Below are 22,193 nucleotides of genomic sequence, written 5' to 3'. Positions count from 1 at the left end.
AACCTTCGAAGGCAGAGCCGTCAGATTTACAGTCTGATCCCTTTGGCCGCTCGGGAACCCCTCCCCAAGTGCGAGGCGCATACTAACAGATCTGTCGCGCTTGTGAACCCCTCTGCCGGGATTTTTAATGCTTAAAGGATCGGGTTGATGGCCGATAAGCAATGAAACCTTCATTTCCAAGATTTATCTTATGCTGCCCAGTGCGATTCGTGACCGCTTGCTCGTGGATGAGGCCCAGTTGGGCCAACGGCTCAACCAGGATCTCCGTGCGGGGGACCGTGCCGACTTCAGGCTGCATCTGGCGCTGCTGACTGATGCAGTGGAAGAGCAGCCCTGGTTTGATGCCCCGCCCAAGCCTGCGTCGGGTGAGATGGATTGGCGCTCCCGTTTCGGTCTGATGCCCCGGGCGTCCCTGCAAGGCGGGGTGGAAGAGAGCGATGCCACCAGCCTCAACGAGCGTCTGCAACAGGGCGGGTGCATGATGGATGTGAGACTCTGGCTGGCGCTGCGCTCCCCGCCACTGGTGAGCCGAACGCCCGCGCTGGATCCCGCGGTGTACGATAACCTTTCGGCACTGGGTCGCGAGCGATGGCAGGCCCGACCTATGGGCGCTGACTCCAGGGAGGAGGCTCCGCTGATGATGCTGCCGCTGCTCGATGAGCTTGCGCAAGGGGTGGTTGCCAGGCTGCGCTGGCTGGGGTGACGGCACGGTAGAATGCAAAAGGCGGGATAACCCGCCTTTTGCTTTATGAGTGGTGAACCTTGTCAGGCGTCTGCTTCGTCCGGTTGGGGCACTTCCTTGCCGGCGGCACGACGGGCGATGGGTTTTTCCGTGTGACGGTTGAGCTGGCGTTCCAGCTTCTGGCCCAGGTCCGTGATGGCAGCATAGAGATCCTCGTGCTCTGCCTGCGCAAACAGTTTGCCGTTGGGAATGCCGATAGTGGCTTCGACGATATACATCAAACGCTCTTTGGAGATGATCACATGGGGTGTGATAAGAGGCACCTGAAGACGCTCGAGCTTTTCAAAACGGGATTCAATGCGCTCGCGGATGGCTGGGGTGATGTCGATGATTTTACTGGTCATTTCGATTTTCATAATGGCCCCCTTCGGGTCGTCTTGCTTGTGTCTTAACCTCCAGATTACCCATGTCGCCAAATCAAAATGTGATCTGCGTCACGAAAAATCCCCTTGGGAATCCCGCTGTCCATAAATTGTGAGCTTTTCCCGTTTCATGCCAAAAACCGCTTGAGCTCAGTGAAACAGGCAGGCAGTATCAGCAAATAGGATCGTTTCTGTCCCCCCTCGGCAGCGCCTTGTGTCGACCCGATGTTTGGTTTTTGCCGCATAGTCTCGAATTTTCTCCACCCACATCGCCTCATCGCATCGCAAAATCATTGCCATGCGCCGGTGGAGATATGCGCGCAAACGGATATGCTTTTCTGCAGGAGTCGGGGTGGATAACGTGGTTGTAGTGGTTGGAGTCGTAGATGAAGCAGCAAGCCACCCAGATGATGTGGTTTTATGATCGGCAGCATGGGCAATGGAGCCTGTCTGATCATGTCTCTTGTGAACCCTGGGCAGGGGAGGAAGCCCACCCCTGGGCCACCCAACTTGAGCGGGAAGATGAAGCGGGTTTCGCCGATTTTCTTGCAAGACTCCACGATTCCTGCCAGCCAGGCCAGTTCATCGGTCACCTGCGCGATGAGGACGGTAAGGTACACCACGCGCTCTGGTACGGTCAGTATGTGCCTGCACAGGGGCTCTGTTGTGGCTGGCTTGCCCCCCTCGAAATGATGCATCGCGAGATGGATCGCGCCAACTCCCCCGCAGGCGTGACACCGCCGCTTCCCATGTTGCAGGCCCCCTTGCTGGCCAAGCTGGCGCAGGCGCTCTCCGCCAAGACGGGGCTCGATTTTTGCCAGACCCTGGTCAACGAGCTGGCCCATATCCTGGGAGCCACTGCCGTCTGGCTGACGGAGCGGGTCGGTCTCGACAGGCTCAGGGTGCTGGCGAGCCACGGCATCGACGTCAAGGAGTATGCTCTCTGTGACATGCCCTGCCAGCAGCTCTATCGCCAGGGGGCCTCCTGCGCTGTCCCCGTGAGTGAACCCCTGACCGGGTATCCTGACCTGCCCCCGGGCCAGCACTATTACGCCCAGCCGCTGCTCGATCGCAACGGTCAGATCCTGGGCCATCTCGCCCTGCTGTTCCCGAGCCAGACCCGGACCACGGATCTGGACTCTGTCCTGACCATCTTCTCGGTGCGCATGGTGGCCGAGTTGGAGCGCCTGCAAAGCGATGCCCTGATGCGGCTGTCTGCGGTGGCCTTTGAAACTCACGAAGGGATCATCATCACGGATCCCGAGTTCAAGATCCTGCGGGTCAATTACGCCTTCAGCCAGATCACCGGCTTTGACAACCAGGGGGTGATTGGTCTGCATCTTGGCAACGATCTCTGGTCGGGGTTGGGAGGGCTGGGTTACGAGCTCAACGCCCTGGATCGCTGGCAGGGGGAAACCCTGCGCCTGCACGCCGACGGTCACGCCTATCCCCAGTGGGAGATCGTCACGCCGGTGCAGGATGAGAAGGGGGGGATCAGCCACTATGTCATCTTCTTCGAGGATATTTCCGAGCGCAAGGCGGCGGAGCGCCGCATTCAGGATCTCGCCTTCTATGACGAGCTGACCGGCCTGCCCAATCGTCGTCAGCTGCACGAAACCCTGACCCAGGCGTTCACCGATGCAAATCGCAGTCACCTCATCGGGGCCCTGCTGTTCATCGATCTCGACCACTTCAAGACCATCAATGATTCCCTGGGTCACGCCACCGGCGACTGGCTGCTCAAGGAGGTGGCCAGCCGTCTCAAGCGGCTGGTGCGCCAGGGGGATTGTCTGGCCCGTCTCGGCGGCGACGAGTTCGTGTTGTTACTGCCAGCGCTCTCCATCAGCCCGCCCCAGGCGGAGATGCAGGCCGACCTCATCGCGGAGCGGCTCATCGGGGAGATCGCCGCCCCTATGATTTCAGAGGCCAGGTGCTGCACATCGGCGCCAGTGTCGGCATCACCCTCTTTCCCGGTCGGGAGCAGGAGGCGGGGGATCTGCTCAAGCAGGCTGACACCGCCATGTATCAGGCGAAATCGGCGGGCCGCAAGACCCGGCGCTTCTTCGATGCCTCCATGCAGTTGCAGGCCGACCGGCGTCTGCACATTCACAACGAGCTGCGCAGTGCCCTCGACAATGGGGAGCTGACTCTCCACTACCAGCCCCAGCACATGGTGGCGGAGGGAGAGATCATCGGTGTCGAGGCGCTGATCCGCTGGCAACCCCCCGGGCGTGCCCTGGTGTCGCCTGCCGAGTTCATCCCCATTGCCGAGGAGACGGATCTCATTGTCGACATCGGCAACTGGGTATTGCACGAAGCCTGTACCCAGTACGTCTCCTGGGAGGAGAACGGGATCCACGTCCCCCAGCTCTCGGTCAACGTGAGCGCCAAACAGTTCCATGCTCCCGACTTCGTCGATCGCATTCACGATGTGCTGGCGGCCACCGGCATGGATCCCGCCTGCCTCAACCTGGAGATCACCGAGTCGGTGGTGCTGGGTCATGCGGAAGACACCATCAGCAAGATGGCGGAACTCAAGACCCTGGGCATCAGCTTTGCCATCGACGACTTCGGGGCGGGGTACTCTTCCCTGAGCTACCTCAAGCGGCTGCCGGCTGACGAACTCAAGATCGACCGCTCTTTCATCCAGGATATTCCCAAGGATGGTGACAACATGGCCATCGTCGAGGCCGTGATCGCCATGGCCCGCCACATGGGGTTCAACGTGACGGCGGAGGGGGTGGAGTCCCGCCAGCAACTGGAGTTTCTGCAGGCGCAGGGCTGCCATTTCTTCCAGGGATACCTCGCCTCCAAGCCGCTCCCTGTTCCCTACCTTGAACGCTATGTCAGCCGCCAGGTACGCGGTGATCGCCCCGTCTGCACCGATAAAAATAGTGTGGCGTAGCGCCCATATTAAACGGGTAGAATGAAGGTATCTCACCACCGCCAGCGGGCGGTGGTTATGCCTCTCAAGGGAGAATACCTTTCGTGAAAGCCGTGCAGGGAATCATCTTTTCGGCGCTGTGCGTGCCAGGGCTAGTGGCACCCGCCTTTGCGCAAACCATGGAGCAGTCTCTCTATCGCCAGGCCCATGAGGCCGTGCGTGCCAATGATCAGGTCAAATTCAGCCAGCTTCGGGCACGCCTGATCCACTATCCGCTGCTGCCCTATCTGGATTACTACCAGCTTGCGTTCCGTCCCGGGGCGGCAGACTACAACGATGTGACCCGCTTCATCCGCCAGCACGGGGACACCCCCCAGTCCAACCGGCTCGAGCGCAGCTATCTCACCTATCTTGCCCAGAGCCAGCAGTGGTCCCAGTTCCTGCGCTTCTATCCGGCCAAGCCAAGCTCCACCGATCTGCTCTGTCAGCACTATCAGGCCCGCTACTACACGGGGCACCAGAGTGAAGCCCTGCAGGAGGCAGGCAAGCTCTGGTTGAGCGGTCAATCCAGGCCCGATGCCTGCGATCCTCTGTTCCAGCTCTGGCAGCAGGCGGGTCTGCGTACTCAGGAGAAGATCTGGGAGCGTATGAACCTGGCTTTCGAGGCCCAGAACCCCAACCTCATTCGCCACCTCGGGGCCCAGCTCGGCAGCGGCATGAAGGGGTATGGCGATCAGATGATCGCCCTGTATGACCAACCCGTGCGGGCGATGAATCCGGCCAACTTCACGGCGGCGCCCCCGTCACGGCATCTGCTCTCCCTGGGGCTGGCCCGCTACGCCAACCAGGAGCCCGACGCGGTTCTGCGCCAGCTGGGGGAGATGACCCGTCGCTTCGGCCTGAACCATGCCGAGGTGAATCGGGTGGAGAAGGCGGCCGCCCGCCGCCTGTTGTTGGACCGCTCTTCTGACCAGCGTGCCTGGCTGGATACGGCCCTGGTGCGGCTCAAGGATCCGGAGCTGGTGGAGCTGCGGGCCCGTCTTGCCATCTGGGAGCAGGATTGGCGCGGCCTCGAAGGCTGGGTCAAGAGGATGCCCATGGGGCTGCAAAAAGAGGATCGCTGGCGTTACTGGATGGCGCGCTCGCTGGAGAAACAGGGGCGGCAGAAACCGGCGCGGGACCTCTATCTCGAGACTGCGAACCTGCGCGGCTTCTACGGCTTCATGGCGGCCCAGCGCACCGGTGTGCCCTATCGCATGAAGAACCAGAGCGTGGCGCACAAGGTGCCGGACTGGCAAAGTGCCAGTCGCCGTTGGCCCTTCCTGCTGCGGGTGCGTGAACTGCTGGCGATGAACGAGATCACGGCGGCCCGCTCTGAGTGGATCCACAACATGGATCGCAACAGCGTGGCCCAGCGCCTGGAGTTTGGCCACATCGCCCTCAACCAGGGCTGGCACGAGCTGGCGATCCTCTCCAGCATCCGTGCCGAGGCCTGGGATGCGCTGGACCTGCGCTTCCCGCTGCCCCTCAAGCGCACCTTCTCCCAGATGGCACAAGAGCGCACCATGAACACCAGTCTGCTCTACGCCATCTCCCGTCAGGAGAGCGCACTCTATCCCCTGGCCCAGTCACCGGTCGGGGCGAGGGGGTTGATGCAGCTGATGCCTGCCACCGCGAAAGAGACGGCCGGCAAGCTTGGGGTGCCCTATCGCAACGAGCAGCAACTGTTCGACCCGGCCATGAACATTCGTCTTGGCAGCGCCTACCTCAAGCGCCTGCTGGATGTGTATGACGGCAACCGGATCCTTGCGGCGGCGGCTTACAATGCGGGTCCTGGCCGGGTCAAGCGCTGGCGCGAGCAGAGCGACAACAAGCCGATGGATGTCTGGGTGGAGAGCATCCCCTATCGGGAGACGCGCAACTATGTCCAGAACGTGCTCTCTTTCGATCTCATCTATCAACACAAGCTGCAGCAGCCTTTGCGTTTTATGTCGGAACGCGAGCTGAATCACGCCTATTGAGTTCGGGGGGCAGTCGTTGTGGCGGCGGCCTCCCATTCTTGCCCCAAAATGGTTATCATCCCTTAAGCTTTGTTACAAAAGGAAACCTGCCAGGTGATCGGGCGCCGCGTCTTGGTCTGTCAGGTTCGATACAATGCCCGATCATCACTGACAGGCTTTTCCAACAAAGGAATCGAGAGTGGCAACGATCAAAGATGTGTCTCAGCTGGCGAATGTCTCCATTTCGACAGTGTCTCGAGTGATCAACAACACGGCGCAGGTGGCGCCCGAGAAGCGCGAGGCTGTCCTCGCGGCCATGAAGGAGCTCAGCTTTCGTCCAAACAGCTTCGCCCAGGCCCTGGTGAGCAAGCGCTCCAACTGTATCGGTGTGCTGGTGGGGGATCTGTGTGGCGGCCCCTTCTTCGCCCAGATGATGCGCGGCATCGAAAGCATGGTCGACAAGGCGAACAAGTTCACCATCGTGGTGTCCGGCAACCACGACGCGACCCGTGAGCGGCACGCCATCCAGGCGCTGCTGCAGCGCCAGTGTGATGCCCTTATCCTTCACAGCAAGGCGCTGCCTGACGAAGAGCTCAGCGAGCTGGCGTCGGGCACGACCCCCATCGTCTTCATCAACCGTCAGGTGCCAGGCTGCGAGGATCGCTGCGTCTGGCTGGACAACCAGGCCGGCATCACCACGGCTTGCCAGCATCTGCTGGACGCGGGACATCGCAAGATTGCCTTCGTCACCTCCGATGACGAGGAGTTTGTGGATGGTCAGCAGCGGATGGCCGGCTATCGCTTCGCCCTGCAACGGGCAGGTATCGAGCTGGATCCTGCCCTCATCGGCCGTGCCTATGCCGACGAAAAAGGTGGCTATGTGGCCATGAGCGAGCTGCTGGCGCGCGGCGTCGAGTTCAGCGCTGTGCTGGGTTTCAACGATGCCATGGTGGCGGGGGCCATCTCCTGTCTGCTGGAGCGGGGTTACAAAATACCCCAGCAGGTCTCTGTGGTCGGTTTTGATGACATCCCCTATGCCCGATACATCTATCCCAAGCTCACCACGGTACGTTACCCCATCGAGGAGATGGGAGAGCGGGCCGCTGAGCTGGCCCTGAGGCTGCTGGATCACAAGCCGGTAGAGGGGCTGGCGCTCAAATTCGAAGCCGAACTGGTACGGCGGGAATCTGTGGCCTGAGTCATGAAGTTGGCCCCGTGCGGGTCGACTTTTTTGCAAAACAGTGAAAGCGCTTTCAGAAATCCTTTTCAACTGTGATCCGCTTCAAAGCTTTTTGACCGCGCTGCCACTAGGATAGGCCCACGAATTAGGAGCGTGCGCTCCCGATTTTCCCGCTGTGGGAGGTAACCGGTTAATCCGGCTATTTCCTTCGTTACTTTCGACGGTCATCATTGGATGGCCGTTTTTTTTGTCAGGATCCGGGTATGACGAACGAATTTGAGTATCAGACGGGTATCGTGGGCGCCGGCTGGCTGGGGTTGCCCCTGGCCAGGGCATTGCAAGAGCAGGGGCAATATATCGCGGTGACGGTCAGTACGGCCGAAAAGGCTGAACGGCTGCGGGGGGAGGGTATTGCCGCCTGGCCGCTGTTGCTCACCCCTGACATGGGGCCACTGCCTTTTCGCTGTCATGACCTAGTGATCTGCGTGCCCCCCAGCAAGACCGGTGATTTCCCGGCGTCCGTGGCCAGTCTGTGCCGACAGACGAGGGAGGCGGGTGTTCAGAGGGTTCTGTTTATCAGCGCGACTTCGGTCTGGGGGGCCGGACAGGGGGAGGATGATACGCCCGCTCCAGCCCATGACAGAGGCTTGCGGATGCGGGTGGCCGAGCTTGCCGTGCTGGAAGGGCATGTTGACTGCGCCATGATCTTGCGCCCGGCCGGACTCTATGGTCCTGACCGTCACCCCGGCCGTTTTCTGGCGGGCAAGACGCTGGCCGGGGGAGGCCAGGCTGTGAACCTGGTGCATCTGGACGACGTGGTGGCCGCCTGTGAGCTGATGCTGGCCCGGGGGCAGGATGGGGATGCCTACAATCTGAGTGCCCCCGTTCACCCACGCCGGGAGCAGCTCTACCCCTTCGCGAGCCGCCTGCTCGGGCTGGTGCCGCCGCAGTTCGTCGAGCCGGCGGGGGAGTTTGCTCCCATCGAAGGTCAGCGGATCTGCCAGCAGCTTGGTTTCGTCTATCGCTGGCCGGATCCGGCCCACTGGTTTGCGGACGGTGCGGCCTTGAAGGGCTGAACGGGTCGTCGCCATCCGGGCCCCGGAGTCGGTCATCTGGCGTGCAAACCAGATACGGCGCGCGCTCCGGGACAATTGAGGTTTGCCAAGGGGGGGATCGCCCCCTATCATGCCGCCATCCATGATAAAGAGAGCGGTAATGATGGAAGAGACCAAGCGCCACCCCGATGGGGAGCTGTTGCTGAGAACCCTGGCAATGCCAGCCGATACCAACCCCAATGGCGATATCTTCGGCGGGTGGATCATGTCCCAGATGGATATAGGTGGGGGCATCATGGCCAAGGAGCTGGCAAAAGGGCGCATCTGTACCGTCTCGGTGGAGGGGATGACCTTCCACAGCCCGGTCAAGGTGGGTGACGTGGTGTGCTGTTACGGTCGCTGCCTCAAGATTGGTCGCAGCTCCATGCGACTCAAACTGGAGGTCTGGGTCAAGCCGGTATTGCGGGAGAACGAAGCCCAGCGGTACTGCGTGACCGAGGGCGTCTTCACCTATGTGGCCATCGACGATCAGGGCAAATCCCGCCCCGTGCCGGTCTGAGTCTGCTCAGATGAGCCGGGCATTGATGATGGATATTTCCTGCTCAAGCCCGGTTTTTTGCCGTATCATGCGCTCCAGCATCTCTTCCGACCCCACGCACTGCCGGGTGTCGAACAGACAGAGATCACATTGGGGATCCCGCCTGATTTGATAGACGGTGGAAAGCTCCACTTGATGACAGGTTCCCTGTTGATCGTAAAATGTCACGCGGTACTGGTGCTGTCTCGCCATCGTTGAATTCCTTCTGGATGAGTCGGGCCGGACACGAATAATGAGACTAGTCGGCGACCGTGGCCTGTGTGAGGGCCATGTCGTCTTGCAGAGGCAGGTGATTGTTAGCCAATGAAAAATAGTTATCGGATTCTGGGAACGTCCCTGCTGACGTTGGGGCTGGTCGGTTGCTTCGAGGTACCGGATCAAGATCATCTGGTGACTGCGGCAGGTATCATACCTGGCGCAAGCTGTGACAGACCACCTCTGGTGGCGCTCGCCTCCACGGCCTTGCCGAGGGAGTTTGGCATCACCGTCTGGAACCTCTACAAGGGACAACGCAAGAACTGGCGGGAAGGGCTGGATGAGTATGCCAAGTCCCAGGATCTGGTGCTGCTGCAAGAGTCGGCGACCCGGCACGAGATGCTGGACTGGCTGAAGAGAGGGGATTTCCAGTGGCAGCAGTTGCAGGCCTTCACCCAGGGAGGTGTCTCCTTTGGCGTGATGACGGTGGCGAAAACGCCGCAGGCGTTTGTCTGTGGCGTCCGTTCCCCCGAACCCCTGCTGCGTATCCCCAAGTCAGGTCTGGTCAGTCTCTATCCCTTGCAGGGGGATCCTGACGGCGTGCTGGTGGTGAATCTCCATGCGGTCAATTTCGAACTGGGCATGGCGACCTTCCGCGAGCAGCTCAACGATCTGACTGCGTTGATCCATCGCCACCAGGGGCCGGTCATCCTGGGCGGCGATTTCAACACCTGGAGCGACAAGCGAGCGTTCTGGTTGAACAAGCTGGTGGGCGAGCTTGGCCTGCAGGAGGCCATACCTGTGCCTGATCTGCGTCGCACCGCTTTTGGCCGCCCGCTGGATCACCTCTACTATCGCAATCTGGATCTGGTGGAGGTGAGTTCACCGGCTACCGATGCCTCTGACCATAACCCCATTCTGGCGCGCTTTGCGGCCCAGGCCATCACTCCCTGAGTCATCCCTCAGGGGAGAGCGGCGTCGCCGCTGGTTCATGCAGACAAAAAAATACCCCGCATCAAGCGGGGTATTTTTTGGATTGCGACGAGCGATCAGCTGTTGTTCTTCACGAACAGGGTCAACTCCTGACCCGGCTTGAGATAGTCACTCTTGCCGAGCTGGTTCCAGCGCATCACATCGTTGACGGCGACCTGGAAGCGGGCTGCGATGGAGGAGAGGGAATCTCCGCGGCGCACCTGATAGACCATGGACTTGTTGCTGCTCTTGCCCTGCTTGGGCCAGACCACCAGCTTCATGCCAGGCTTGAGGGCTGATTTGGCGTTCAGGCCGTTCCACTTGGCCAGGTCGGCGTGGGTGACCCCGTGTGCCTGGCTGATGCTCCACAGGTTGTCACCGGAGCGCACCTGATAGTTCACCTTGCCACCACTGCGGCTGGCGAGCTGCTGCGGTTTGCTCTGGGCAACCTGGGTTGCGCGCCCGCTATTGGGGATGATCAGGCTCTGGCCACGGCGCAGGTTGTTGCCGCGCATGTTGTTGGCCAGCTTGAGCTGTTGCACGGTCACCCCGTGATTCTGGGCGATCCGTGACAGCGTATCACCACTGGTGACCTGATAGGAGCGCACACCACGGGTACGTTCACGCTGGGGCAGATCGGCCAGGGCCAGCTCCAGGGTGTCGGCGTACTCGACGGGGACCAGCAGGTTGTAAGGGCCCTGCGGCGAGGTCATGCCACGCTTGAGCGCAGGATTGAGCGCCTTGAGCTGGGAGGCGGAAACGCCAGCCAGCTGGGCGGCCACGTTCAAGTCAATCTGGCCACCGGTATTGATGGTTCGCAATTGCGGCTTGTTGGCCAGCACCGGCAGGGTGACATTGTATTTGTCCGCATTGCGGATCATGTCGGCCATGGCCAGGATCTTGGGCACATACATCCGGGTTTCGCGGGGCAGGTCCAGCGACCAGTAGTCGGTCGGACGACCAGCCCGCTCGTTGCGGGTGATGGCGTTGCGCACCCGACCTTCACCGGCATTGTAAGCGGCCAGGGTCTGCAGCCAGTCACCGTCGAAGAACCGGTTCAGGTACTCCAGGTAATCCAGTGCGGCATTGGTGGATGCAAGGACATCGCGTCGACCGTCGTACCAGTTGTCGTGGCGCAGGCCGAAATTCTTGCCGGTTGCAGGAACGAACTGCCAAAGACCGACCGCATTGCTGCGGGAGCGGGCATTGGGATCGAACATGCTCTCGATCATGGGGATGGTAATAAGCTCCATTGGCAGCTCACGCCGTTCGATTTCCTCTACCATCAGATACAGGTAGGGCTCAGCCCGGCTGGCAATGGTCGCCATATGCTTATCATTGCGCAACAACCAATCACGCTGTTGGCGAACCCGGGCATTATCGTGCGAGTCCAGCTGCATATCATCGCTGATACGCACCCACAGGTTATCAGTGTCATCCAGCTCTTCTATCTGTTCGTCGCCGAACAGCATCCGCGAAGAGTGTTTTTTGTACGTTTTCTTGCTGACTTGGGGGGATTTGATCGGCTCGATTGCCGTTACCGCCCGGTCATCCTGATGGCTCAGGTTTTGACAGCCGCTGAGAAACAGCGCTGCCAATAAGGCCGTTCGTAGCTTCATCTCGCTCAGGTCATCTGTGGAAAAACAGCTCGCATCATAAGGGGCAATGCCCCCCTGATCAAGGTTTGTTCAAAAAACGTCCTTCCAGGCCCGCAGCACAGCGAAGGTATCCTCTGGATTTTCCAAGCATTTAAGGGCGTATTTCTCAGCAGAAAATTTTACCGAGTCCTGCTCGCAGCGCAGAAAAACATTGAAATTCCGCTCATCTCCCAGCCGGGAGGGGAGACTCGGGAGGCCCTGCTGACGCAGTTTGCTGATCACGCCGATCTGCCGCTGGATCGCCAGGTTGTCGGGCTCGACCGCATGGGCGAAACGCAGGTTGGAGAGCGTGTATTCATGGGCACAATAAAGGAGGGTCTCATCGGGCAGTGCCGCGAGCCGTTGCAGGGAAGTGTGCATCTGTGCCGGGGTCCCTTCGAACAGACGGCCGCAACCGGCGCTGAAGAGGGTATCGCCACAAAACAGCATGCCCTGGCCGTAATAGGCGATGTGCCCCAGGGTATGACCGGGCACATGGAGGACATCCAGACTCAGGCCATGCCAGTTGATCTGATCCCCGTCGTCGAGCCACTGGCCGTGATGGTCCGGCATGGGGTCATGCTTGGGACCATAGAGGCGAGCGTGGGGGAAGTGTTGCAGCAGCTCGGATACGCCCCCGACGTGATCGCGATGGTGATGGGTCAGGAGGATGGCATCCAGCACCAGATCCAGCCCAGCCAGCCGCTCCAGCACGGGAGCGGCCTCGCCCGGATCGACGACCAGGCAGTGATTTTCATGACGGATCAACCAGATGTAGTTGTCGCTGAAGGCGGGAACTGTGATGACGGTATACATGGGTCGAGGTCTCTTGTGTTCTCTTTAAGGAAGGGATCTTATATAACTGGATGGCATTCGCCCCCGAGTTGGTCCCATTATGCAACTGGCACGTACCGAACAACAGATCGCGCTTCCGACCAGTTGGTCCGCACTGCCCATGGGGGACTGGGTGGCCGCCGAGCTTCAGGAGCGCCTCGACAACTGGTGCCCCCACCTCTTTGGCTATCACTTGCTCAAGATAGGAGCCCTGAGCGCCGAACTCTCCTGCGGTTGTTCCACCATTCGCCATCAAATCGGTGTCGCCCCCGGCGGACGGCTGCTGGACATCCAGGGGGATCCGCTCGCCTTGCCGGTGCGATCGGGGAGCGTGGATGCCTGCCTGCTGGCTCACTGCCTCGATTTCTCGCCGGATCCTCATCAGGTGCTGCGGGAGGCAGAACGGGTGCTGACCGACGATGGCTGGCTCATTGTCAGCGGTTACAACCCGCTCAGCCTGGTGGGGCTGGGTCACTATCTGCCCTTCATGCGGCGGCATCTGCCCTGGTCTGCCCGCATGTTCACGCCCGCACGGGTGACCGACTGGCTGCAATTGCTCGGCTGCGAGGTGATGTTCGACGAGCGGTTCGGTTTCTCCTTCATGGGCAGGCAGAGCAAGATCGGCTGGTGGCGGGAGAGTCTGGGGCGGGACTATTGCCGCTCCCTGGCGTCTGTTTACGTGATTGCCGCCCGCAAGCGGCGTTTCCCCGTGACACCGGTGCGTCGCCGCTGGCGGCTGCCGGAGTCGATGGCCGCGCCAGGCATGGCGCGCCAGGGCGGCTAGCAGGCATCAGGGCTGGTAGCCGCTGTCTTCGGCAAGCTGCTTGCCGCTGGCGGCCTCACGGGCCAGCTCGTCACAGCGTTCGTTTTCCGGGTGGCCCGAGTGTCCTTTCACCCAGAGCCATTCGATCTGGTGACGGGCCACTTCCGCATCCAGGGCCTGCCAGAGATCGACGTTCTTGACCGGCTGGCGGTTGGCGGTCATCCAGCCCTTCTTCTTCCAGCCGATGATCCATTGGGTGATCCCCTGGCGCACATACTGGCTGTCGGTGGTGAGCCGCACCTGGCAGGGTTCGTTCAGGGTCCGCAGCCCCATGATGGCAGCCATCAGCTCCATCCGGTTATTGGTGGTCAATCGAAAACCGGCGGAGATCTCCTTGCGATGCTTGCCATAGACCATGACGGCACCATAGCCGCCGGGGCCCGGGTTGCCTAAGCAGGAGCCATCCGTGAATAAATCAATCTGTTTCAACATGAGCAATCAATCTGTTTTAGCGAGAGGCTTGGGGTAAACTAGCGAGTAAAACCGAAGTTTGACATGGATTTGATCATGAGCACACCCCAACTGAATCGCCAGATCATTCTGGATACCGAAACCACCGGCATGAACACCGCGGGCGGCCCCGTTTATCTTGGGCACCGCATCATCGAGATCGGCTGTGTGGAGGTGATCAACCGCAAACTCACCGGCAACCATTTCCACGTCTACATCAAGCCGGATCGGCTGGTGGACCCCGAGGCCATCGCCGTGCACGGCATCACGGATGCCTTCCTGGCGGACAAGCCCTCTTTTAGCCAGATAGCGGACGATTTCATCGAGTTCATTCGCGGCGCCGAGCTCATCGCCCACAACGCCCCCTTTGACGTGAGCTTCATGGACTATGAGTTCAGCAAGCTCGGTCTGAACTTCAAGACGGCGGATATCTGCGGCATCACGGATACCCTGGCGATGGCGCGGGATCTCTTCCCGGGCAAGCGCAACAACCTGGACGTGTTGTGCGATCGCTACGGCATCGACAACTCTCACCGTACCCTGCACGGCGCCTTGCTCGATGCGGAGATCCTGGCGGACGTCTACCTCCTGATGACGGGTGGCCAGACCAAACTCAATCTCGCGAGCGAAACCAGCGAGAGCGAGACCAGCCAGGATACCGGCATTCGTCGTCTGGAGAGTAATCGCCCGCCGCTCAGGGTGGTGCGCGCGAGCGACGAGGTGGCGGCTGTCCATGAAGCGAGGCTGGATCTGGTACAGAAAAAAGGAGGTGCCTGCCTGTGGCGGCAATGAGATCGCTTTGGGGGCTGCTGCTGCTGGCCTCCCTCCCGGCCGCGGCCAACGAGGTGTTTGCGCCTTCCGACATTCCTCTGCTCGACAACCGCTTTCGCATCGATTACGGCGTGAAGGAGATCACCTTCATCATCAAGCGCAAGCCGGGGACGCCCTCGGTGATCCTGGTGCGACCCGATGGCAGCAAGCTCTATGTGGGCAAGGTCAAGCCGCCCGACGTGGGCTGGTTGCCCCTCAAGGATCAGGATCTCATCACCATCCGCGACCCCATGCCCGGCCCTTGGCAGGCGATCGGGGAGGTGGACCCCGACAATCGGGTGCGCCTGCTCACCAACATCCAGGTCGAGAGCGAGCCGCTGCCGGCCCGCCTCTATCAGGGTGAGCGTGTCAAACTGCAATCCCGTCTGCTGATCGATGGCGCGGCGCCTGGGGCGGGTTACTACCTCACCGATCTGGGCATGACCGTCAAGCTGCAGCAGTTCAATGATGCCAGCCAGAGCGGGGATCCCGTGTTCGAGGAGACCCTGGGACGCTACATGGATGATGGCAAGGGGGTGGACGAAGTGCCGGGGGACGGTATCTTGACCGCCGAGGCAGTACTGGACGTCCCTGCGGGAAAATATCGAGCCCTCTTCAGCACCGGCAATGAGGTCTTCTCACGAGCCCAGTCACAGCAGGTGCTGCTCTACCCCTGGCCGGTCAGCTATTCCCTGAATCCCCCCTCCGGGGAGGGGGGAGCCAAGCTATCTCTCGTCATCGATGTGGATGAACTGGATCCCGCCTCCGTGGTCATCCAGGGCAAGGCCATCGACGGCGGCGGCAGTAGCATGACGTTCAACGAGGTGGCGACAGCGCCGCGTTTTGGCGTGGATCTCTCCGCCCTCAAGGCGGCAGGGCAGTACAAGGTGGAGGCCACCCTCTTTGGAACAACCCGGCTCGGTCGCGAGGTGCAACTGCAATTGCCGGCCAAGTCGTTCACCATAGCACCGCCTCCCCCCCCTCCCGCCCCCTCTGCGGCCATGCCCGCATCCGCCGCCACCCCCGACCGGTTCGAGGAGCGGGAGAGTCTGGTCTGGCTGCCCTGGGCGCTGGGGGGAGGTGGCGTGTTGCTGCTCTTGCTGGGGGCCGGTGGTTTCATTCTGCTGCAAAAGCGCCGCACCCTGCACAAGGCGATGGCGGCGCAGAAGGCGCAACTTGAAGAGACGCCAGCAACCCCCAAACTGGATCTCAATCTGCCGGAGCAATAATTCCGCGCACATTGCAAAGAAGCCGCCAAATGGGCGCAATGCTGTTCACTTAAGAGAATTTGAGTTCCAGTCCACGTAGTATCAGGGCTAAAAATGAGGGAGGCATGATGCCTCCCTCTTTCTATTGCAAGCCACGCTGGATAAAGGCTGAAGGAACATCGACTGGAAACAGCCTTGCTCCCCCAACTCAAGTCGCATTTATGAATAATTAGTCAAAAATGTGCTTATCTGAACAGCATTGCGCCAAATGGGCGGCTTCTTCATGGTCGCAAGTGGATGGGGTGAACCCGATATCAGTGAGCGCCGATATAGATGTCTTTGTACTGCTCGCGAATATCGAGGAACTTCTCCAGATTGGCCAGCATCAGGTCCACCAGAAGGGGGTCGAAGTGCTCTCCTTTCTCCTCCTTGATCAGCGCCAGCACCTGATCCAGCGGCCAGGCCTGCTTGTAGCAACGATCCGAGCCCAGGGCATCGAACACATCCGCCAGGGCGACGATGCGTCCTTCCAGCGGAATGTCCTCTCCCTTCAATCCGCGGGGATAGCCGCTGCCATTCCACTTCTCGTGATGGTTGCCCGCGATGGTGGCGCCTATCTGGAAGAGGGCCAGGTCACTGCCGGAGAGCATGTCCTGCCCAAGCTGGGCGTGGGTTTTCATGATCTCCCACTCCTCGGGAGTGAGTTTGCCCGGTTTGTGCAAGATGGCGTCCGGGATCCCCACCTTGCCGATGTCGTGCAGGGGAGAGGCACGCTTGATGAGCTCGCACCTGTCCTCATTCATGCCGAGCAGCTTGCAGAACAATTCGGTGTAGAGGGCCACCCGCTTGACGTGCAAGCCAGACTCCTTCGAGCGGCTCTCCACCAGCTCGCCGATGCGATAGATGATCTCTCGCTGGTTGTCACCGATCACCTCGTTGAGCCGGATATTCTCCAGCGCCACTATGATGTTTTCGGTGAACAGGCTCAGCAGCCCGGTATCCATCTGGCTGAGCGGGCGAGTGGTCTCGATGTGGAACAGCAGGTGGTGACGGGCATTCTGGCAATAGAGCACCATCTGGTTGCCATCGTAGACATTGGCTCCCTTGGCCATGGCACAGCGCAGTATTTCCGGCGCATCGACGAGGCGCAGCATGGGACCATCGCTGAGCAGAGGCTCGAGCACCTGATCCCGCACCTCATACGCCAGGTGCTTCACATCGTAAATCTGGGACTCTTCCAGATTGAGCAGGGCGCTGAGCTGGGTCTGGGCTCCTTCGACGAACTGGCGCAGGGCACGCTGCTCGAAGATCCCCTTGGACGCCTCGATGACCTTTTCCAGCCCCTGTCGATTGCTCTCAAGGGTTCGGATGTCCCGATAAGAACGCAGGCTGGCGCGCAACAGGGTGCGCAGTTTCTGGGAGGTAAGTTCGGTCTTGTCCTTGTAGTCGTTGATGTCGTAGTTGGTCACCACGTCATCTTCCGGGGCCTGGCCGGGCTGACCGGTTCGCAGCACGATGCGTACCATCTTGTTTTGCAGCTCGTCACGCACGAACTTGACCACCTCGAGACCGGCATGATCGACCTCCATGACGACGTCGAGCAGCAGCAGGGCGACATCCGGGGTGAGGGCGAGCAAGGCTTTGGCTTCAGCCGCAGAGTAGGCGTGCAGAAAATCGATCGGCTTGCCGTCGAATTCAAACTTGTTCAGGGTGATTTTGGTGATGCGATGCACTTCGGGTTCATCGTCCACTATCATCACCTTCCAGCCGGCGGGACGCGGTGCTGATTGGGGAAGATCTTCATCATCAATAATCAGGATTTGATCATCCATTATGCAATCCTGTGTGTGATCCTGTGCTTACCTTAACCGCTTCATTCAATATAGGAAACGGATTGATATCCAAAATATGATCCAGTCGGTTTCTCTTTCTTCGTATCGGATGCCATCCACCAGCCCTTTCATGAAAAACGCCTCCACAAGGGAGGCGTTCTGGCATCAGAGGCATCAAGCTGCCCTGTGATAGGCGGAGGCTTCAAACAGTGCCTTGTTGGCCACCAGGTCGACGGGATCGAAGTCATCGACGTTGATGGTGCGAAGGCGACTCTCCTCGGCGCGCCGCAGCAGGTCCGCTTCGGCCTGGTTGATGACACCGAGGCTCAGGCCCGCCTCTGCCACCTTGTCGAGCTGGGTGAAGGGGCGTTTGCTCCCTTCGGCTTTGCACACCTTGTCAAACAGCGGCTCTGCGGTCAGCACATCGTCCAGCGCCTGTTCCAGCAGCCCGAAGGGGTTGCCCTCCTCGCGCGTCAGATATTGGCCCTCGGCCAGACGGCTGCGAGTGGCACTTGGCACCTGGAGCAGGCGGGCTACCTGGCTGTCGAGCTTGTCGGAGGGACGCTTCAGGTCGCGACCAAGGGGTAGCACGATGGCGCGCAGGGCCAGACCAATCCAGCGATTCGGGAAGTTGCGCAGCAACTCGTCGATCGCTTCCTGAGCCTTGAACAGGGCGTCTTGCAGTGCCCAGTGCAGCAGCGGCAGGTCGGCCTGCTGGCGTCCTTCATCCTGATAGCGCTTGAGGGCGCTGGAGGCCAGATAGAGCTGGCTCAGCACATCGCCAAGGCGGGCAGAGACCCGCTCTTTGCGCTTGAGTTCGCCACCCAGGGTGCCCATCGCCATGTCTGACAGGAAGGCCAGGTTGGCGGAGAGGCGGGATAGTTGCTGATAGTAGCCCTTGGTCTGATCCTTGTAGGGCGCGGCGGTGAAGCGGGCACCGGTCAGCCCCAGCCAGAAGCTGCGCACCAGGTTGCTGATGGCAAAGCCCACGTGGCTGAACATCGCCTTGTCGAAATCTTTCAGCGCCTGCTCTTTGTCGGGGTGGCTGGCTGCCAGCATCTCCGGCAACACGTAGGGGTGGCAACGGATGGCTCCCTGACCGTAAATGATCATGCTGCGGGTCAGGATATTAGCTCCTTCGACAGTCACGGCGATGGGCGCCCCCTGATAGCCACGGGCCAGATAGTTGTTCGGCCCCATGCAGATGGCCTTGCCGCCATGGATATCCATGGCATCAATGATGCACTTCTGGGCGCGGTCGGTGAGGTGGTACTTGACGATGGCGGAGATGACCGAGGGTTTTTCACCGAGATCGATGCCGGTGACCGTCAGTTTGGCGGCGGCGCCCATGATGTAGGCGTTGCCACCCAGGCGTGCCAGCGGCTCTTCAATCCCTTCCATCTTGCCAATCGGCAGCTTGAACTGGCGACGGATGCGGCTGTAGGCACCGGTGGCCAGGGCCAGCATCTTGACGCCGCCCGTGCTGTTGGAGGGCAGGGTGATGCCGCGACCGACGGAGAGACACTCCACCAGCATGCGCCAGCCCTGACCGGCCATGGCCGGACCGCCGATGATGAAGTCGAGCGGTACAAACACGTCCTTGCCGCGGGTCGGGCCGTTCTGGAACGGCACGTTGAGCGGGAAGTGGCGGCGACCGATGTCGACTCCCTTGATGTGGGTCGGAATGAGGGCGCAGGTGATGCCGAGCTCTTCTTCCTCACCCAGCAGGTGGTCAGGGTCACGCAGCTTGAAGGCGAGGCCGAGTACGGTGGCGATGGGAGCCAGGGTAATGTAGCGCTTGTTCCAGGTCAGGCGCATGCCGAGCACCTCTTCCCCTTCCCACTCGCCTTTGCAGACGATGCCGAAGTCGGGAATCGAGCCCGCATCAGAACCTGCTTCCGGGCTGGTCAGGGCGAAACAGGGGATCTCCTTGCCGACAGCCAGACGGGGCAGGTAGTAATCCTTCTGCTCGTCAGTACCGTAGTGTTGCAGCAGCTCACCCGGCCCTAAGGAGTTGGGCACGCCGACGGTGGAGGCGAGCACGGCGCTGGCGCCGCACAGCTTTTGCAGCACGCAGGACTGGGCGTAGGCGGAGAACTCCAGCCCGCCATATTTCTTCTTGATGATCATGGCGAAGAACTTGTTGTCCTTCAGGTATTGCCACACCTCGGGAGAGAGATCGGCACGCTCGTGGGTCACTTCCCAGTCGTTGACCATGCGGCACACTTCTTCAACCGGACCGTCCATGAAGGCCTGCTCTTCGGCAGACAGCGTGCTGACCGGAATGGCGTGCAGCTTCTTCCAGTCCGGGTTGCCGGCAAACAGATCCGCTTCCCACCAGGTCGTCCCCGCTTCGATGGCTTCCTTCTCGGTTCGGGACATCTCCGGCATGATGGACTTGTAGATCTTGAACAGCGGCTTGGTCAGCTGGTTGCGGCGAAACTCCACCAGATTGAGGGGCAGGGCTATCACCGCGAACAGCGCCCACACCAGCAGGGGCACATGGCCATAGAAGGTGCCGGCGACCAGGGCGGCGGCCGTGGCAAGCGTGGCGGTGAACAGGGACGCACGGCGATAGGCCATGGCGCCGATCACCAGGATCACCCCGAGCAGAGTGAGGGTCGTCGTCATTGTTTGCTCCTTGCATGAATTGCCGAGGTTGGGAAATTGGCGTTAACTGATCCAGAGGTCTGACCTGTTGGATGTGGCCCCTGTTGTAATTCATACGCACAAACTTATCAAGCTGTTTACAAGCCTGTTACCTTGGCCCTGTGATCGGCATAACGCGCTGCCCGCCCCATCTTGGCGGGCGGGGGGCGACGATTGGACTGGCTTGTGCGACAATGCCGCCACCCTATGTTGGACGACGAGATTTCAAAAACCATGTACCAAGAACTGATCCGCAACGAGTTGACCGAAGCTGCCAGCGTGCTTCAGGCGTTCCTGGCAGATGAGCAAAATCTGAAAAACATCGAGGCGGCGGCCAAGCTGCTCGCCGACTCCTTCAAGCAGGAAGGCAAGGTACTCTCCTGCGGCAACGGCGGCTCCCACTGCGATGCCATGCACTTTGCCGAGGAGCTGACCGGTCGTTATCGCGAGAACCGCCCAGGCTATGCCGGCATCGCCATCTCCGATCCCAGCCACCTCTCCTGCGTCTCCAACGACTTTGGCTATGACTATGTCTTCTCTCGCTATGTGGAGGCCGTCGGCCGTCGTGGTGACGTGCTGCTCGGCATCTCTACCAGCGGCAACTCCGGCAACATCCTCAAAGCCATCGAGGCGGCCCGTGCCAAAGGGATGAAGGTGATTGCCCTGACCGGCAAGGACGGCGGCAAGATGGCTGGTCTGGCCGATGTGGAGATCCGAGTGCCGCACTTCGGTTATGCCGACCGCATCCAGGAAGTGCACATCAAGGTGATCCACATCCTGATCCAGCTGGTTGAAAAAGAGATGGCCAAGTAATCAACGATCCGGGATTGAGAGGGGGGATGGGTGACCATACCGGCCCTCTCGTCCAGCCGTGACGGTTGATTGACGAAACCAGAGTCAAGACATTCAGGGAGTGGATGGTATATGTGCGAACTGCTCGGCATGAGTGCCAATGTGCCGACCGACATCTGCTTCAGCTTTACCGGGCTGATGCTGCGGGGCGGCAAGACCGGTCCCCACAAGGATGGCTGGGGGATCACCTTCTATGAGGGGCGGGGTTTTCGCACCTTCAAGGATCCCGAACCCAGTGCCCAGTCTCCCATCGCCAAGCTGGTCCAGGCACTGCCCATCAAGAGCCGTGCCGTGGTCAGCCATATCCGGCAGGCGAACCGGGGGTGTGTCTCCCTGGAAAACACCCACCCATTTACCCGAGAACTGTGGGGCCGTTACTGGACCTTTGCCCACAATGGCCAGTTGACCGGTTACAAGAGGCTGCCCACGGGGCGGCACCGCCCGGTAGGCGACACCGACAGCGAGCACGCCTTCTGCTGGCTGCTCGACAGGCTGGAGCACAAGTACCCCAAACGGCCGGCAAATTTCCCCGCCATGTTCCGCTACCTCGCGACCCTGTGTGACGAGCTGCGTGGGCTCGGGGTGTTCAACATGCTGCTGTCGGACGGAGAGTTCGTGATGACCTATTGCAGCAACAACCTTTACTGGTTGACGCGCAGGGCTCCCTTTGGCGAAGCCCGTCTGCTGGATGAGGATGTGGCCATCGACTTTCAGAGTGAAACCACGCCGAACGATGTGGTGACCCTGATCGCCACCCGGCCGCTCACCGGCAACGAGAATTGGGTGAAGATGGTGCCCGGGGAGTTCTGCCTGTTCAGGCTGGGCGAGCTGGAATATGGCAATGCAGCCAACTTGTTGAACCAGAAATAAAAAATACCAGGGTAGATGTCTACCCTGGTTCTTCGCAGCAGCCATACAGGCAAAAAGGGATGAGAGAGGTGTTGCTGAGCCGCATCATTCTCATGGGTTACATTGTTACTTTGGTGTTAATTTTGTGACAACCTTTATCTCTCTCCATTCTGGCTGACATACCGATACCTGATTACCCATGATTAGCAGTCAGTTACCACGAACTATACTGATCTTACGTACAGTTATCGAGGTGCGAGA

Annotated in this window: 19 protein-coding genes and 1 pseudogene; 13 read left to right on the top strand and 7 right to left on the bottom strand. The window is 60.3% G+C overall.

The features are described 5' to 3' along the window. Window positions 1–190 precede the first annotated feature (190 nt). Window positions 191–703, top strand: a complete 513-nt coding sequence (locus tag OKC30_RS11525; RefSeq protein ID WP_270809614.1) for a VC2046/SO_2500 family protein — start codon at window positions 191–193, stop codon at window positions 701–703. Window positions 704–765: 62 nt separating this feature from the next. On the opposite strand, the gene hpf is transcribed toward OKC30_RS11525, so the two are convergent. Further along, window positions 766–1,098: a ribosome hibernation-promoting factor, HPF/YfiA family gene (gene hpf / locus OKC30_RS11520; protein ID WP_010674126.1), complete on the bottom strand. Its 333-nt coding sequence runs from the start codon at window positions 1,096–1,098 to the stop codon at window positions 766–768. Window positions 1,099–1,490: 392 nt separating this feature from the next. Here hpf and OKC30_RS11515 point away from each other — a divergent pair. The 5 genes and pseudogenes from OKC30_RS11515 to yciA all read left to right on the top strand — a co-directional run bounded on the left by OKC30_RS11515 (window position 1,491) and on the right by yciA (window position 8,782). Continuing rightward, a pseudogene (locus tag OKC30_RS11515) lies at window positions 1,491–4,009 on the top strand (bifunctional diguanylate cyclase/phosphodiesterase). A gap of 83 nt (window positions 4,010–4,092) precedes the next feature. Next, the gene (locus OKC30_RS11510) at window positions 4,093–6,009 is read left to right on the top strand and encodes a transglycosylase SLT domain-containing protein (protein ID WP_119196799.1); all 1,917 of its coding nucleotides are present in this window, start codon (window positions 4,093–4,095) and stop codon (window positions 6,007–6,009) included. 178 nt (window positions 6,010–6,187) lie between these two features. After that, window positions 6,188–7,186 carry a LacI family DNA-binding transcriptional regulator gene (locus tag OKC30_RS11505; RefSeq protein WP_039038828.1) on the top strand — a complete coding sequence of 333 codons (999 nt, stop codon included), beginning with the start codon at window positions 6,188–6,190 and terminating at the stop codon, window positions 7,184–7,186. A gap of 245 nt (window positions 7,187–7,431) precedes the next feature. After that, a complete protein-coding gene (locus OKC30_RS11500) occupies window positions 7,432–8,244 on the top strand; it encodes an NAD-dependent epimerase/dehydratase family protein (RefSeq protein ID WP_270809613.1) in 813 nt (270 codons plus the stop codon). A 139-nt stretch (window positions 8,245–8,383) separates the two neighbouring features. Continuing rightward, window positions 8,384–8,782, top strand: a complete 399-nt coding sequence (gene yciA, locus OKC30_RS11495; RefSeq protein ID WP_029314261.1) for an acyl-CoA thioester hydrolase YciA — start codon at window positions 8,384–8,386, stop codon at window positions 8,780–8,782. Between the two features lie 6 nt (window positions 8,783–8,788). On the opposite strand, the gene OKC30_RS11490 is transcribed toward yciA, so the two are convergent. Then, a complete protein-coding gene (locus OKC30_RS11490) occupies window positions 8,789–9,013 on the bottom strand; it encodes a hypothetical protein (RefSeq protein WP_010674132.1) in 225 nt (74 codons plus the stop codon). 111 nt (window positions 9,014–9,124) lie between these two features. Between OKC30_RS11490 and OKC30_RS11485 the strand changes: the two genes are divergently transcribed. Next, complete coding sequence (locus OKC30_RS11485) at window positions 9,125–9,970, top strand: endonuclease/exonuclease/phosphatase family protein (RefSeq protein WP_270809612.1); 846 nt, start codon at window positions 9,125–9,127, stop codon at window positions 9,968–9,970. A 95-nt stretch (window positions 9,971–10,065) separates the two neighbouring features. Here OKC30_RS11485 and OKC30_RS11480 read toward each other — a convergent pair whose 3' ends face one another. Next, on the bottom strand, window positions 10,066–11,316 hold the full coding sequence (locus OKC30_RS11480; protein ID WP_223925372.1) for a LysM peptidoglycan-binding domain-containing protein: 1,251 nt from the start codon (window positions 11,314–11,316) through the stop codon (window positions 10,066–10,068). Here OKC30_RS11480 and OKC30_RS11475 point away from each other — a divergent pair, their 5' ends adjacent. Next, the gene (locus tag OKC30_RS11475) at window positions 11,317–11,589 is read left to right on the top strand and encodes a hypothetical protein (RefSeq protein WP_010674135.1); all 273 of its coding nucleotides are present in this window, start codon (window positions 11,317–11,319) and stop codon (window positions 11,587–11,589) included. It begins immediately after the preceding gene. An 87-nt stretch (window positions 11,590–11,676) separates the two neighbouring features. On the opposite strand, the gene gloB is transcribed toward OKC30_RS11475, so the two are convergent. Further along, window positions 11,677–12,441, bottom strand: a complete 765-nt coding sequence (gene gloB, locus OKC30_RS11470; protein WP_182935505.1) for a hydroxyacylglutathione hydrolase — start codon at window positions 12,439–12,441, stop codon at window positions 11,677–11,679. Window positions 12,442–12,520: 79 nt separating this feature from the next. On the opposite strand from gloB, the gene OKC30_RS11465 reads away from it, so the two are divergent. After that, window positions 12,521–13,243 carry a class I SAM-dependent methyltransferase gene (locus OKC30_RS11465; protein WP_010674137.1) on the top strand — a complete coding sequence of 241 codons (723 nt, stop codon included), beginning with the start codon at window positions 12,521–12,523 and terminating at the stop codon, window positions 13,241–13,243. 6 nt (window positions 13,244–13,249) lie between these two features. Here OKC30_RS11465 and rnhA read toward each other — a convergent pair whose 3' ends face one another. Next, on the bottom strand, window positions 13,250–13,714 hold the full coding sequence (gene rnhA / locus OKC30_RS11460; RefSeq protein WP_010674138.1) for a ribonuclease HI: 465 nt from the start codon (window positions 13,712–13,714) through the stop codon (window positions 13,250–13,252). A gap of 75 nt (window positions 13,715–13,789) precedes the next feature. Between rnhA and dnaQ the strand changes: the two genes are divergently transcribed. Both dnaQ and OKC30_RS11450 read left to right on the top strand, forming a co-directional pair. Beyond that, window positions 13,790–14,524, top strand: coding sequence for a DNA polymerase III subunit epsilon (dnaQ, locus tag OKC30_RS11455; protein ID WP_041212726.1), 735 nt, complete (start codon window positions 13,790–13,792; stop codon window positions 14,522–14,524). Then, window positions 14,521–15,771 (top strand): TIGR03503 family protein, encoded by a 1,251-nt coding sequence (locus tag OKC30_RS11450; protein WP_270670260.1) that lies wholly within the window; start codon window positions 14,521–14,523, stop codon window positions 15,769–15,771. The genes dnaQ and OKC30_RS11450 overlap by 4 nt, the downstream gene beginning before the upstream one ends. 293 nt (window positions 15,772–16,064) lie before the next feature. On the opposite strand, the gene OKC30_RS11445 is transcribed toward OKC30_RS11450, so the two are convergent. Both OKC30_RS11445 and fadE read right to left on the bottom strand, forming a co-directional pair. Beyond that, entirely contained in the window at window positions 16,065–17,582 is a 1,518-nt protein-coding gene (locus OKC30_RS11445) for an HD domain-containing phosphohydrolase (protein WP_039038835.1), read from the bottom strand. Window positions 17,583–17,756: 174 nt separating this feature from the next. Next, window positions 17,757–20,213, bottom strand: coding sequence for an acyl-CoA dehydrogenase FadE (gene fadE, locus OKC30_RS11440; protein ID WP_160838515.1), 2,457 nt, complete (start codon window positions 20,211–20,213; stop codon window positions 17,757–17,759). A 252-nt stretch (window positions 20,214–20,465) separates the two neighbouring features. Here fadE and lpcA point away from each other — a divergent pair, with 252 nt between their 5' ends. Both lpcA and OKC30_RS11430 read left to right on the top strand, forming a co-directional pair. Further along, on the top strand, window positions 20,466–21,044 hold the full coding sequence (gene lpcA / locus OKC30_RS11435) for a D-sedoheptulose 7-phosphate isomerase (RefSeq protein ID WP_039038837.1): 579 nt from the start codon (window positions 20,466–20,468) through the stop codon (window positions 21,042–21,044). A gap of 111 nt (window positions 21,045–21,155) precedes the next feature. Next, complete coding sequence (locus tag OKC30_RS11430) at window positions 21,156–21,953, top strand: class II glutamine amidotransferase (RefSeq protein ID WP_010674143.1); 798 nt, start codon at window positions 21,156–21,158, stop codon at window positions 21,951–21,953. Window positions 21,954–22,193: the final 240 nt, after the last annotated feature.

Source organism: Aeromonas sp. QDB18, from assembly GCF_027705325.1.
Classification (GTDB): domain Bacteria; phylum Pseudomonadota; class Gammaproteobacteria; order Enterobacterales; family Aeromonadaceae; genus Aeromonas; species Aeromonas caviae.
This window is presented reverse-complemented; position numbering and strand designations above follow the sequence as displayed.

Excerpts from the sequence above, each read along its gene's own strand:
- OKC30_RS11500 (WP_270809613.1), top strand. The coding sequence starts at position 7,432 with ATGACGAACGAATTTGAGTATCAGACGGGTATCGTGGGCGCCGGCTGG.
- OKC30_RS11480 (WP_223925372.1), bottom strand. The coding sequence starts at position 11,316 with ATGGCGACCATTGCCAGCCGGGCTGAGCCCTACCTGTATCTGATGGTA.
- hpf (WP_010674126.1), bottom strand. The coding sequence starts at position 1,098 with ATGAAAATCGAAATGACCAGTAAAATCATCGACATCACCCCAGCCATC.
- fadE (WP_160838515.1), bottom strand. The coding sequence starts at position 20,213 with ATGACGACGACCCTCACTCTGCTCGGGGTGATCCTGGTGATCGGCGCC.
- dnaQ (WP_041212726.1), top strand. The coding sequence starts at position 13,790 with ATGAGCACACCCCAACTGAATCGCCAGATCATTCTGGATACCGAAACC.
- OKC30_RS11525 (WP_270809614.1), top strand. The coding sequence starts at position 191 with ATGCTGCCCAGTGCGATTCGTGACCGCTTGCTCGTGGATGAGGCCCAG.
- rnhA (WP_010674138.1), bottom strand. The coding sequence starts at position 13,714 with ATGTTGAAACAGATTGATTTATTCACGGATGGCTCCTGCTTAGGCAAC.
- OKC30_RS11430 (WP_010674143.1), top strand. The coding sequence starts at position 21,156 with ATGTGCGAACTGCTCGGCATGAGTGCCAATGTGCCGACCGACATCTGC.
- lpcA (WP_039038837.1), top strand. The coding sequence starts at position 20,466 with ATGTACCAAGAACTGATCCGCAACGAGTTGACCGAAGCTGCCAGCGTG.
- OKC30_RS11465 (WP_010674137.1), top strand. The coding sequence starts at position 12,521 with ATGCAACTGGCACGTACCGAACAACAGATCGCGCTTCCGACCAGTTGG.
- OKC30_RS11490 (WP_010674132.1), bottom strand. The coding sequence starts at position 9,013 with ATGGCGAGACAGCACCAGTACCGCGTGACATTTTACGATCAACAGGGA.
- OKC30_RS11445 (WP_039038835.1), bottom strand. The coding sequence starts at position 17,582 with ATGGATGATCAAATCCTGATTATTGATGATGAAGATCTTCCCCAATCA.
- yciA (WP_029314261.1), top strand. The coding sequence starts at position 8,384 with ATGATGGAAGAGACCAAGCGCCACCCCGATGGGGAGCTGTTGCTGAGA.
- OKC30_RS11475 (WP_010674135.1), top strand. The coding sequence starts at position 11,317 with ATGCTTATCATTGCGCAACAACCAATCACGCTGTTGGCGAACCCGGGC.
- OKC30_RS11450 (WP_270670260.1), top strand. The coding sequence starts at position 14,521 with ATGAGATCGCTTTGGGGGCTGCTGCTGCTGGCCTCCCTCCCGGCCGCG.
- gloB (WP_182935505.1), bottom strand. The coding sequence starts at position 12,441 with ATGTATACCGTCATCACAGTTCCCGCCTTCAGCGACAACTACATCTGG.
- OKC30_RS11485 (WP_270809612.1), top strand. The coding sequence starts at position 9,125 with ATGAAAAATAGTTATCGGATTCTGGGAACGTCCCTGCTGACGTTGGGG.